A 12,032-nucleotide genomic window follows, 5' to 3' on the forward strand; every position below is an offset into this window, starting at 1 on the left:
GTGATGAAATTAACTGTAGATATTAGTATGTATCCGTTAAAAACCGATTATATTGAGCCGATTGATTGGTTTATTGCCAGATTAGATGCATACCCTGAAATCAAACGTGTGACCAATGCGATGTCAACTCAAGTGAGCGGCGATTATGATCAAGTGATGGCAATGCTTGCGACAGAGATGAAAGCCGGTTATGAAAAATGGGGCCGAGCTGTGTTTGTCTGTAAATTTATTGGGCGCGAGCTTGATTTAGATTATATCCATCAAGTCTAAGCCCAGCAGGTATAGGTATTCATGACTGATTTTTGGCTGTTATTAAATGGCACTGTCGACAGTGCTTTTGGTGAAATTGCAATAATGACCCTATGGGAAATTGTTGCTGTGATTTTGGCTATCGCGTATTTGTGGCTAGCAATGAAAGCCAGTATTTGGTGTTGGCCTGCAGCTTTATTTAGCACTGCTATTTATACTGTTTTATTTTGGAATGTCGCTCTACTCATGGAGTCATTGCTAAATGTATATTATATGGTGATGGCGATTTATGGTTTTTGGATGTGGACGCGAGGTGGTAAACAACATCATGGTGTTGAAATCATTTCATGGTCATGGCAACGACATTTATTGCTCTGTGTGGTGACCGCTGTGATTGCCTTGGCGGTGGGCTATTTTATGGCTAATCATACCCATGCTTCGTTCCCCTATTTAGATGCGGCGACCAGTTGTTTTGCGGTAATGACGACGTATTTAGTGGCAAAAAAAGTCCTTGAGAATTGGTTTTATTGGGTTGTGATAGATCTTATTTCAATTTATCTATATTTTAGTAAAGGCCTGTTTTTAACCTCTATTTTGTTTGTTTTTTATGTAGGGATGGCCGTAGCAGGGTATTTCTTATGGCGTAGCCATATGGAGCAACAACAAGATAATCAAATCGCAATACAGGATTAACCATGTCATTAACGGCTTATAAAAAACAAGCTCTCGCAAAAGCCATTGCTCCGGCAAAACTGGGGGCGGTGCTTGATATTTCGTTAATGTCTGGCGGCTTAAGTAATCATAATTATATGGTTGAAACCCGTAAGGGCCGGTGGGCTGTTCGGCATAATAGTGATGCGAGTAATACTATTTGCAATCGGCCCAGTGAGGTGGCTAATTGGCTATTAGCAGAGCAAGTTGGCATTGCACCTAAATTAGTTTGGGTGAGTGAACATCAACACTATTATGTGAGCCGTTTTATTAAACAAACCCGACCTTGGAAAAAGCTTAATTGTGAGTCGCAAGAGCCATATTATTGGCCTGGTGCTGAGCGATTATTATTAGATTTGTTGCTAAAATTACAGCAACTACCACTGCCGGATAATGTGTTTAGCATGTTCGGCCAGTTTCAAGCATATCAACAACAGTTACAGCGTCTGGCCGTGCTTAATCAGCATTCCCGCTGGCAACATGCTTATCAAGAGTTGCAAGAGCTAGATGCTCAGGTACGTGCTGGTTTAACTGGGCTGCAAGCTTGCTTAATCAAACCGCAATATTGTCATCGCGATTTAAACAGCAACAATTTGTTATTTAGTAAACAACAACTCTATTGTATCGATTTTGAATATGCTTGTGCATCGCATCCACTTTATGAGTTGGCAGTGGTTCTTTGCAGCCATCAATTAAGCACTAATCAACAGCAGTGGTTGATTGAAAACTATCTTATGTCACATCCAAACTTAACGCCAAACAGTGGTGCTCAGTTAACTTCGGCTATCGATTGTTATTGGTATTTTTGTTGTTGTTGGGCGTTGCAAATGGCTGCTGCATGTCCGCCAAAGCAAGCTGATGATTTTTTGCAATGGTTTGATAATTATTTGTTAAAGTTGAAAATAAATAGTTAATGTGCTTTGATTTTACTTTTATAGGTTATTTAAAGGTTGAATCATGCGCAAGCTAATTATTGGTTGTTGTTTTCTTATGTTAGCGGGCTGCTCAACTAAATGGAGTTATTATTTTCTTGATTGGGCTATTGAGTGGGAGATGGCTGAATATGTCGAGCTAAACTCACAACAAGAGCAACAATTTGAAGAGATGCTGACTGAATTTCTCATTTGGCATAAGCAGCATGAGTTACCTTTGTATGTCGAACATCTGCGTCGTTTTTCCACCGAAATAAACCAACAAACCCTTTCTGCCGAAATGTGGTCACAACATGTTGTTGATGCCAAAGCACACTGGTATCGATTATTTCAATATGGCCTGCCTAAGCTGCTGCCAATGGCCGTGTCATATTCAGATCCGCAAGTGTCACAAATCATGATGAAGTTAAATCAAGATCAGCAAGAACTTGTTGAAGAATATGAGCCTAAGTCTGAACAAGAGTTGATTGAAGACGCCAATGATAATATTCAGCAGCAGCTAGAAGATTGGACTGGTTCAGTATCGGACGAGCAAATCGCCATCATTGCTAATTATAATCGAGTAAAAGTCTCTACATTGGCGATGTGGCTGAATTACCGACAAGAGTGGGTAAGGCAGATGCAGTTTGCGTTAGAAGAACGCGATAATAAAGCGTTATTAGAACAGCGATTAACACTGTTAATGACAGAACCAGAGCGACTTAGACCCGCTGAATATCAACAACAGCTAGTGAATAATAGTTTGTTATTTGGCGAGATGTTAATTCAGTTACGCCGTAGTTTTAGTGCAAAGCAATTGCAATATTTTAATCAAAAGCTCAATGAGTTAATTACAGATTTAGACGAATTAAGTCAACAAGACTGAAAGAAACTCGAACACACTCAGGTCTTAATTGTTAACATTTACATAACGATGATAAAGGATGCTGTATGTCAATCAGTACTATTTACTTTAAACTTGTGGCGAAACTTTCTCAGCTTGATGGTTTGGCGCCGTTAGCAATCCGAATTTATCTTGCTCCCGTGCTACTGCAAGCAGGTTACAATAAATTGACCAATTTTGAAGATATTGTGGCATGGTTTGGTAACTCAGAATGGGGCTTAGGTTTACCTTTCCCTGAAGTAATGGCTGCTTTGGCAACAGGAACCGAGCTTTTTGGCGCGATTCTCTTGCTACTAGGACTTGCGACTCGCTTGGTCGCTATTCCAATGATGATCACCATGTTGGTTGCAGCATTTGCAGTACATTGGCCTAATGGTTGGTTAGCGATTGCGGATAATAGCTCATGGTTAGCCAATGAGCGTGTTAGTGAGGCCGCCGAGAAATTGGCGACGGCGAAACAAATTTTAGCGCAATACGGTAATTATGATTGGTTAACAAGCTCTGGTAATTTTGTGATTCTTAATAATGGTATCGAGTTTTCAATCACCTATTTTGTGATGTTACTGGTGTTGTTTATGTATGGTGGTGGCCGTTACTTTAGTATCGATTATTGGATTGCGCGTAAACATATAAAAAGCTAGTTGTTCGAATTTCTAAATTGGCTCAATCTAATATTGAGCCTTTTTTATTGCTATTTTTTATTGTTCTAATTAGCTAAAAGATCATATAGTTATCAACATTATAGCAATGTTGATAAATAAGGACGATTTATGGATGCTGTAGCGTTATTATTAAATCGACAATCATGTCCAAGATTACAAGCACCTGCACCATCAGCTGAACAGCTTGATATCATTTTTGCTGCGGCTGCGCGAGTTCCCGATCATTTAGGCTTACAGCCTTATCAATTCATTGTCGCTGAGCAAGAGGGACTCACTAAATTAGGTGAAATTTTTGCATTAGCGGCTAAACGTGAAGGTCAACCAGATGAAGTGATTAACAGAGCTGCGCAATTACCCCATCGTGCGCCAATGGTTATTGTGATCAGTGCCAAACCGATTAAACATAATAAAGTGCCTGAAATAGAACAAGTGATTACCGCGGGGTGTGCCGCAATGGCGATGCAGCAAGCTGCGTTTGCACAAGGGTTAGGTGCCGTGTGGCGCAGTGGCAGTTATGCCTTTAATGATGATGTAAAGCAAGCATTAGGGCTTGAATCTAATGAGCATATTGTTGGATTTTTATATTTAGGAACGCAGGTTATATCAGCACCAATCAAAGCAAGCAAAGATATTACACAACAGATTCGATACTTATAATACCTAAAGCAACCTGCCTAGTTGAGGAAATATACAATGTTGACCGATATTGATGGCTGTATCCCGGGTGATTTAGTGGTGTTAGAGCCATTAACATTAGAACATGTCGCGGCATTATCATTAGCTGTTGCTGATGGTGAGTTATGGCACTTGTGGTATACCAATATACCGCGACCATCAGATATGAAAAATTATATCTGTGATGCGTTGCACCAAGAGGATAGGGGAGAAGGGTTAGCCTTTGTTGTGCGTGAACGCAGTTCTGGCATTATTGTTGGCACCACTCGTATCTGTAATTGGGAACAAGAGCATCGACGTCTAGAGATTGGTTACACTTGGTATGCTAAAAGTGCACAGCGCAAAGGACTAAATGTTGAAACTTCATTATTATTGTTAAGTTATGCTTTTGAAACCTTAGATGTCATGGCCGTTGAATATCGTACTCATTGGAATAATGAAGCCGCCAGAGAGGCTATTAGCAGGCTCGGGGCACAACAAGATGGCGTGTTGCGTAATCATCGTATATTAAATGACGGCACAGTACGTGACACCGTTGTATATTCAATAATTGAATCTGAATGGCCTGAAGTCAAAGCTCACCTAAAACAGCGCTTAATGAATAGCTAAATTAGCAATGGCTGGTTACATAATTGGTTAAATCATCTACACTTATCTTTACATTAATGGTAAGGATAAGTGATTATGATTAAACAAGTTAGTGCAGCATTGTTCGTGGTGGTGACTACACCATTATGTTACGCCAATGAGGCAACGGATAAATTCGTCAATGAACTTTTAAATTGTAGTGCTTACTACCAAATCACCTCACAAGCATTAAGCCAACTTGATGCCCCACAAATGAAAAATGTAGCACAACGTTTGAGTCAAGATGCTGATAAAGCACTGGAACTCGCGCAGCAATATCAACCAGATAGCAATCTTACCGAGTCATTAGCACAAGCCAAACAAGCGCAAATTGCGACCATGAAAAATGCCAAAGATTTAGGGCATTTGATGGCGCGCTACAAAGACAGTTGTAAAACCAGTATCACTGATCCTCAAGCTCGCTTAGATTATTGGTCAATGGCGACCATGAAAGTATATTAGCCAGTAATAAATATTGTCTTAATTTAATCAGTTAATTAATTTCAAATTAATAAGTTAAGAGGTTTAATGAATATTTATTTTATGATTGCAGCATGTGCTGCGCTAACCGCCGCAATACTATATTTCTATGAATATAAATCCATTCAGCAAACTTTAGGTAGACAACCTGCACTGGTGCTTGGTGCATGTACCATGCAAGGTCTCTTTATGCTATTAGCTGCAATTGTCTTTGTGATCTGTGCATTTGAACAGATGCAGTATATGTATGCATTTAGTATTACCTTATTTATTGCTTTGTATTTTAGTTTATTTGCGGTATGGCGAATATTTGCTGCTAGTGAACAAAACAAACAAGACCCTCAAGGGTATTGGCATTATATCTGGGGATTATATTTCTCAATTAGTATTGTCAGTTTGTGTGGTTTGTTGCAGTAACCAGCTTATTGCGATTTAAGCCAATTGAATCTTGCGGTACAAGATTCAATTGCCGATTGGCTATAACAAAAGGATATTGGTTTTAGTCAGTGACACATGCGGTGGAAGTTGTGGGTCGATGATTTCCCAACCGCGTTCTGTGTGCGTTAAATTAAACGTAATAAACTGATGCTCAACTTCTGATGTTTGATACTGCATGCCTGTCATTTGACCTACTACTGAATAATCAACTGTGACTTGTGCAGTGTCACCGACGACTTTAGTGTCGACAATATTAAAACTATCAATGACCACAAATTGTTGTTGGTTTGCAATGAGTGTTGATGATGTTGCTGCATCAAACTTGGGACTATATTTGAGCCTTTCTCCGTTAAAATCCATTAAACAATATTGATAAACTTGATCAAACACAATTTTAGATTGTACTGCATTGTCAGGAATGCAGCCTAAAATGGTAAAGCCTAATCCTATAAGGCCAAGTTGTTCTTTTTTCATGTAATAACACTTAGGTTAATCAGACAGCAAAAGCATTAACTCATGTAACAAAATGTATTGGAATTTATAATTACTAAAGTTTGAATATAGATCACTGTTTTTATTTAAAAGCGTTATTTATGTACACGCACGTTACTGATTAAAGCCGATTGAAAAAATGGTTGTCAAATTTTCGGTTGCGACTCTTTTTAATGATAACTATGTTAGTGAGTGATTAATTATTATTGATTACGGAGCTAGCGTGCAAATCTTAGATGCTCAATTAATAGATAGCTACTACCAAGCATTACTGCAACGAGATCCACAATATGTTGGCAGTTTTTTTGTTGGGGTTAAAACGACAGGGATTTTTTGTATTGCTACTTGCCGTGCTCGTAAACCTATGCCGCAAAATGTGGTGTTTTACTCGCAATTTAAAGATGCATTAGACGCAGGCTTTAGGCCATGTAAGGTGTGCCGGCCTACAGAAAATGCTGCGAGTGCACCGCACTATATCGAACAAGCTATTGCACTTGTTCGCGCATCGCCTAAACAAAAGGTGACAGATGCTCAGTTACGACAGCAAGGTTTACAACCTGAGCAAATTAGACGTTGGTTTAAACATCATTATCAAATGACATTTCAAACTTTTGCGCGTATGTATCGTATCAATATTGCTTATCAAGAGTTACAACAGCATCAAACTGCAACCAATGCTGCTTTTGACGCAGGGTATGATTCGTTAAGCGGATTTAACTACACTTTTAAAAAGTTAATAGGACAAAGTCCCAGTATGAGTAAACAACAAGATATTATTTATATGAGTCGGTTAACCACGCCGATTGGCCCCATGTATATTTGTGCCACAGAACAAGGCGTATGTTTACTGGAATTTGTTGATAGACGGATGCTAGAAACTGAATTTAGCGATTTACAAAAAAGATTAAAGGCCCGCATTATCACTGGGGAGAATGCGCATATTATTCAGGCAAAGCAACAGTTAGCGCAGTATTTTGCTGGCGATAGAATAGCCTTTGATGTGCCACTTCATACACCGGGAACCGAGTTTCAAAACAAAGTGTGGCAAATATTGCAAACCATTGGTTATGGCGATACCCGTAGTTATTTACAGCAAGCAGAAGCCATCGGTAACCCTAAGGCCGTGCGTGCGGTTGCTTCTGCGAATGGCCATAATCGAATTGCGATTATTATTCCATGTCATCGGGTGATCGGTAAGGATGGTAAGTTGGTGGGCTATGCTGGTGGACTGGCTCGCAAGAAGTGGTTACTTGAACATGAATTAAATAACGCAACAGCTTGATAGAATCAAACTGATGCATATTTATCTGGTTACTTGAGTGCAGGTTTGATGGTTTGTTTAAACCACTTAGTTAGCAGATCGCGCTCATAGGGGAATGGCTGATTAGTAATAGGCTGAATACCAAATAAGAAGCTCATATTATTTAGCTTTTCTGTACCAGATTTAATTACTTTACCATTTTGACGTAACACATATTCAAAACTGATCTTTGGCGGGTAGAGGTCACTCACAATACGGACATCATCAACAGCACCACCAAAGGTGGGTTGCACATCACCCGCTAAGTCGACATTAGTCACCAATAGATCCAGTTGTTGATCATTGGCTAATGATTTATTAGCCATTTGACCTAATTCGTCTGTTAGTTCTGAAAATAGGTACTTTTCGAATTTAGATTGTAATCCTACCGTTGCTTCAATATCACTGTATTTAGCGGGGGTTTGCCAAACAATTGCAACATTACCATCATAGGTCAGAAAATTTTGTGGAACCGTCGTTTTTTCTGTCTGGGCACAGCTAGTCAGCGCAAGTGTGCTGACTACCCCGAGTGTTATCAGTGCATATCTCATATTAACTCCAGTCGTGTTATCGCTACGTCTAGTTATAGCTTATCTCATCTAAAATTCAAATTGGTCTATTGGCTTACATTAGCTTTATATTAACTCATGCTACATTATTAATAATTTAAATTAAGTGTGGTGATGTAATATATATTTTCATTATAATGTTAATTAGTAATATAAAGTATTCAATTTAATGCCAAATATGCTGTACATGGTTTTTCTATAGTGACAATATATAGTTGAGCTTTTGCGTGTTTTATATATTGCATTAACTGTTTAATGCAATATTGCATTTAATAATTCCATAAACAAGGCTAATAAAGGCCTGCAAGGTGCATGAAACTAAGTTAATTAAGCTAATTAAAATATTGTTTCATGAATTTTTAAAAATAGAAAATGTGATTTTATTCTACGAATCAGTAAATATATCATTGTGATTGTAAATAAATATATTTTATTTGAGTGCGTTTGATTACCATAATGGTGAAGGTTAAAAATAATTCATCTTATTTAATGGTTTGTTAAGAAGGAACTCAATCATGATCAAATTATATTCTCAAGCGATGGCTTTTCTAGCCACCTACAAAAATGACGAGCGCGGTGTAACGGCAATCGAATACGGTTTAATTGCAGTGGCAATGGCGGCGATGTTGTCTGCTGTTTTCGTATATACAGGCACAGACACCGGTGTATCATTGGTAGATCGTTTAGCAGGATTATTTTCAAATATTGCTACTGATCTTGCAGGTGCAAAGCCTAACGATGACTAGTGATTAAATAAATGTTAGGGCTAATTTTATTATTTATATTAACCCTAACTATAAGCTATTGGGACACTCGTTATCGACGAATTCCCAATCGATTAGTAGCGATGGTGTTACTCACATCGCTATTAATCAGCATTAACCAATATGGAGCTGGTCAGTTATTACAGGGATTGTGTAGCAGTTTAATGGTACTGGGTGTCAGTTTGCTGTTGTTTAAGTTTAATATTATGGCAGCCGGTGATGGCAAATTAGCAAGCGCATTAGCTATTACCTTAGTACCGTCACAATTACTCCTTCCTTTATTTCTTACCGCTATGATTGGTGGTGTATTAGCCATTATCTATCTTGTTAAAGATTATGTGATAAACCGAAACAGAAAAAGGCAACATCGAGGTTTACCTTATGGCGTTGCCATCTCATTTGGTTTTTATATACCGATTTTAGCTGCTTATTACTAATGAGTCATATTGCGGACACTTAATATTATCCGTTTTAATATTGCTGCGTTCAATATGAGTCTTAGTCATTAAGTGCTTATTTAGTTAATTACGCTATAAGTAGAATTAATCATGAATCCTAAAGTTATTTTTATTATTGCGTTTGTCGCGGTATTAATAGGCATCTATGGTATTGCGGATACATTACTGTCCAGTAATACGCCAACACCTCAGCTGCAAACACCAGTGCAGTCCAGCCCGATATTAGCTAAAAAGCAACAATCCTTTACTGTATGGCGGGCCAAACAAGATTTACGCCGTGGTGAACCCATTAGTTTGGATAAACTAAGCCGAGAGTTAGTTGAGGCTGAGCAGGCATTTTCACTTGGCGTCAAGCGTGATGTGAAATTGGATTTCGACCCGACAGTATTGCTCACCAGCGATATTAAAACCGGTGAGCTGGTCTTTAGCGAGCACCAAATCAGTCCAAGTGATGCCAGTTACGTTAAGTTTTTAACTCGGCCAGAGCGCGTACTTTACCCGCTAACTATTGCCACTAAAAACCTGATTAATAATTATATTCAGCCCGGCGATCGAATTGACATTATGGCGGTGACGTCACCCAAGCAAAGCTTAGCTAATCCAGGTAAAGCCATTACTCAGTTTAAAGGGGTAAAAGCTTCGTTGTTAATGCAGCATATTCGGGTGGTGTCTATTGATGCTTCAACGATAGGTCAATTAACTAAAACAGAAACTAAGGCTAAGCAAGCCAAAGAAAATAATCATGAAACTACGATTGTGATTGAAATCAAACCTGATGATATTGCCAAACTGTCATTGGCTCAGCGTACGATTTATTTAGAGATCTACCCTAGTCAAGCTTATGGTCGTCGGCCCGCGGTTAAAATGAGCGATATTATTGAAAACTACTCAGGTATTGTTGAACTACGCGGTGCCAAACAAGCCAGTTATAACGAGGTACTGTTCTAATGAATATCCTGAATCGTAAATTAAGTTGCGGCTTTTATGGTTTATTGGTGATGTTCATCATGAGCCTGACGACTGCGCATGCCACTGATGGTGAACGTTTTGTTACGTTAAATGATGCTATTACCTTAGAGTTTAATGATGAAATAGGCACCATTTTTATCAGTAATCCCAGTATTGCTGATTATAAAGTGGTGACGGATAACAAATTGGTGTTATTTGCCAATGCTATTGGGCAAGCCAAAGTGATTGTTTATAACAAGGATCACCATGTGTTATTAAGCCAACAGGTTTATGTGGATCTTAATTTGTCGCAAGTGAGACGCCAATTAAAGTTGCATTATCCTCAATTAAATATTGAGTTAACTGCGGTAGGTGAACAGGTGGCGGTTAATGGCATGGTGCATACCGAAAAGCAGCGTGATGATATTTACCGTATGGTGGCAACGCTATTACAGCGTGAGCCGGTTGAGCGTTTTGAAGAAACTTCAGAACATACGTTTGAAACCGAAGGGTTTGAACAAGCAAGCTGGGCAACCTTTAGTAATAACTATACTTGGGAAGGCATTGTTGAAGGCTTGACACTACATAAAATTCAGCAGGTTAACGTTAAAATATCGGTGGCACAAGTGAGCCAAGAGTTTAATGAAACGATTGGCATGGACTGGTCTGCGGGCAACAGTGTCGGTGAGTTTTCCTTTTTAGAGTTTAAAGCCAAAGATATTACTACCGTGATTAGTGCGATTGGTAAAGATAATATCGCGCAGGTATTAGCTGAACCTAATTTAACCGTGATGTCAGGTGAGTCAGCCAGTTTTTTAGTGGGCGGTGAAGTACCAGTGGTGACCACCAGTGATAATAATACCAACATCAGTTTTAAAGAGTTTGGTATTAAGTTAGAGCTATCGGCCAAAGTGCTTGAAAACGATAAAATTCAGCTGCAATTGGCACCTGAAGTTAGTAGCGTTGAAAAATACATTAAAGCTGCGGGTATTGAAGTGCCGCAGTTAACGTCACGCCGCGCGATGACCACTATTCAGCTAAGAGATGGTGACAGCTTTATGTTGGGTGGCTTGATGAACAGTGAAGATATGGAGCAAATTAGTAAGATCCCACTGCTTGGGGATATTCCCTATTTTGGTGCGGCATTTAGAAAGTCGACCACCATTCGTAACAAATCTGAGCTGATTATTGTAGCGACTGTGAATCTGATTAAACCGATTAAACCCACTGAAGTGCGATTACCGCAAATTCATAAAACGACCACCTTAGAGCGACTGTTTCATATTACGCCAAAACATGGTGCTTATAAGACGGATGACCCGATGGTGATTGAGTTTATTAACAATGGGGGATTCATCCAATGATCCGTCACCTAATTATCATATTGGCTTGTTTGACTGTGGCGGCTTGCGCTGACTCTAAAATGAGCCATCGTGGTGTTGAAGCCTTTGTTTACCAAGAGCAGCATCAGTTTGTGATTGAGCAAAAAAAGCATAATCCACAGCAATTACAGCAACAATTTAAGCGAGTGTTAGCGCAATTTAATCACGATATGGCGGCGACTCAGTGGCAGCTATCTTACAAAAATAGCGCCGGCAAAAAAGCGGCGCAATTACTGCAGGCAACGCTGCAACAACAAGGCGTTGTTAGCCGTAAAGTACAGCTGCAACAGGTCACTCAACTCAATGCGTTATTAAGTATTAATGTTGATGTTTATAAACTGGTTACTGAAAAGTGTCCAGACTATCTATTTGACAGTCAGCCATTGCGTGTGGGCTGCGCCGTTGAGTCGATGCGATTAAAGCAAGTTAATAATCCAAAGAATCTAATTAAATAGGGCGTAT

At 39.2% G+C, this 12,032-nt stretch carries 17 protein-coding genes; 15 read left to right on the top strand and 2 right to left on the bottom strand.

Translation table 11 applies throughout. The annotated features are described in order from the left end of the window. The first annotated feature begins 3 nt into the window (after positions 1–3). The 9 genes from JCM15074_RS02355 (at position 4) to JCM15074_RS02395 (ending at position 5,636) form a co-directional block, all read left to right on the top strand. A complete protein-coding gene (locus JCM15074_RS02355; RefSeq protein ID WP_025819709.1) occupies positions 4–270 on the top strand; it encodes a hypothetical protein in 267 nt (88 codons plus the stop codon). Positions 271–291: 21 nt separating this feature from the next. After that, positions 292–942: a nicotinamide riboside transporter PnuC gene (gene pnuC / locus JCM15074_RS02360; protein WP_025819710.1), complete on the top strand. Its 651-nt coding sequence runs from the start codon at positions 292–294 to the stop codon at positions 940–942. Between the two features lie 2 nt (positions 943–944). Next, positions 945–1,874, top strand: coding sequence for a phosphotransferase (locus tag JCM15074_RS02365; protein WP_025819711.1), 930 nt, complete (start codon positions 945–947; stop codon positions 1,872–1,874). 43 nt (positions 1,875–1,917) lie between these two features. Then, the gene (locus JCM15074_RS20545; RefSeq protein WP_037468935.1) at positions 1,918–2,757 is read left to right on the top strand and encodes a DUF6279 family lipoprotein; all 840 of its coding nucleotides are present in this window, start codon (positions 1,918–1,920) and stop codon (positions 2,755–2,757) included. 65 nt (positions 2,758–2,822) lie between these two features. Further along, positions 2,823–3,416, top strand: coding sequence for an HvfX family Cu-binding RiPP maturation protein (locus JCM15074_RS02375; protein ID WP_025819712.1), 594 nt, complete (start codon positions 2,823–2,825; stop codon positions 3,414–3,416). Between the two features lie 129 nt (positions 3,417–3,545). Next, positions 3,546–4,094: an NAD(P)H nitroreductase gene (locus JCM15074_RS02380; RefSeq protein WP_025819713.1), complete on the top strand. Its 549-nt coding sequence runs from the start codon at positions 3,546–3,548 to the stop codon at positions 4,092–4,094. Positions 4,095–4,130: 36 nt separating this feature from the next. Continuing rightward, positions 4,131–4,721 carry a GNAT family N-acetyltransferase gene (locus JCM15074_RS02385; RefSeq protein WP_025819714.1) on the top strand — a complete coding sequence of 197 codons (591 nt, stop codon included), beginning with the start codon at positions 4,131–4,133 and terminating at the stop codon, positions 4,719–4,721. 75 nt (positions 4,722–4,796) lie between these two features. Then, complete coding sequence (locus tag JCM15074_RS02390) at positions 4,797–5,201, top strand: hypothetical protein (protein ID WP_025819715.1); 405 nt, start codon at positions 4,797–4,799, stop codon at positions 5,199–5,201. 66 nt (positions 5,202–5,267) lie between these two features. Then, complete coding sequence (locus tag JCM15074_RS02395; RefSeq protein WP_025819716.1) at positions 5,268–5,636, top strand: hypothetical protein; 369 nt, start codon at positions 5,268–5,270, stop codon at positions 5,634–5,636. A gap of 60 nt (positions 5,637–5,696) precedes the next feature. On the opposite strand, the gene JCM15074_RS02400 is transcribed toward JCM15074_RS02395, so the two are convergent. Then, a complete protein-coding gene (locus JCM15074_RS02400; RefSeq protein WP_025819717.1) occupies positions 5,697–6,131 on the bottom strand; it encodes a hypothetical protein in 435 nt (144 codons plus the stop codon). Positions 6,132–6,372: 241 nt separating this feature from the next. Here JCM15074_RS02400 and JCM15074_RS02405 point away from each other — a divergent pair, with 241 nt between their 5' ends. Next, positions 6,373–7,431: a bifunctional transcriptional activator/DNA repair enzyme AdaA gene (locus tag JCM15074_RS02405; RefSeq protein ID WP_025819718.1), complete on the top strand. Its 1,059-nt coding sequence runs from the start codon at positions 6,373–6,375 to the stop codon at positions 7,429–7,431. 29 nt (positions 7,432–7,460) lie between these two features. Here JCM15074_RS02405 and JCM15074_RS02410 read toward each other — a convergent pair whose 3' ends face one another. Continuing rightward, on the bottom strand, positions 7,461–8,000 hold the full coding sequence (locus tag JCM15074_RS02410; protein ID WP_025819719.1) for a DUF3016 domain-containing protein: 540 nt from the start codon (positions 7,998–8,000) through the stop codon (positions 7,461–7,463). Positions 8,001–8,533: 533 nt separating this feature from the next. On the opposite strand from JCM15074_RS02410, the gene JCM15074_RS02415 reads away from it, so the two are divergent. The 5 genes from JCM15074_RS02415 to JCM15074_RS02435 all read left to right on the top strand — a co-directional run bounded on the left by JCM15074_RS02415 (position 8,534) and on the right by JCM15074_RS02435 (position 12,025). Then, positions 8,534–8,764: a Flp family type IVb pilin gene (locus tag JCM15074_RS02415; RefSeq protein ID WP_084266935.1), complete on the top strand. Its 231-nt coding sequence runs from the start codon at positions 8,534–8,536 to the stop codon at positions 8,762–8,764. 11 nt (positions 8,765–8,775) lie between these two features. Then, positions 8,776–9,219, top strand: coding sequence for an A24 family peptidase (locus tag JCM15074_RS02420; protein ID WP_025819721.1), 444 nt, complete (start codon positions 8,776–8,778; stop codon positions 9,217–9,219). A 111-nt stretch (positions 9,220–9,330) separates the two neighbouring features. Next, positions 9,331–10,188 carry an RcpC/CpaB family pilus assembly protein gene (locus JCM15074_RS02425; protein ID WP_025819722.1) on the top strand — a complete coding sequence of 286 codons (858 nt, stop codon included), beginning with the start codon at positions 9,331–9,333 and terminating at the stop codon, positions 10,186–10,188. After that, complete coding sequence (locus JCM15074_RS02430) at positions 10,188–11,552, top strand: type II and III secretion system protein family protein (RefSeq protein WP_025819723.1); 1,365 nt, start codon at positions 10,188–10,190, stop codon at positions 11,550–11,552. The genes JCM15074_RS02425 and JCM15074_RS02430 overlap by 1 nt, the downstream gene beginning before the upstream one ends. Next, entirely contained in the window at positions 11,549–12,025 is a 477-nt protein-coding gene (locus JCM15074_RS02435) for a CpaD family pilus assembly lipoprotein (protein WP_025819724.1), read from the top strand. Before JCM15074_RS02430 ends, JCM15074_RS02435 begins: the two co-directional genes overlap by 4 nt. The last annotated feature ends 7 nt before the right edge of the window (positions 12,026–12,032 follow it).

Source organism: Shewanella marina JCM 15074 (assembly GCF_000614975.1).
Classification (GTDB): Bacteria; Pseudomonadota; Gammaproteobacteria; order Enterobacterales; family Shewanellaceae; genus Shewanella; species Shewanella marina.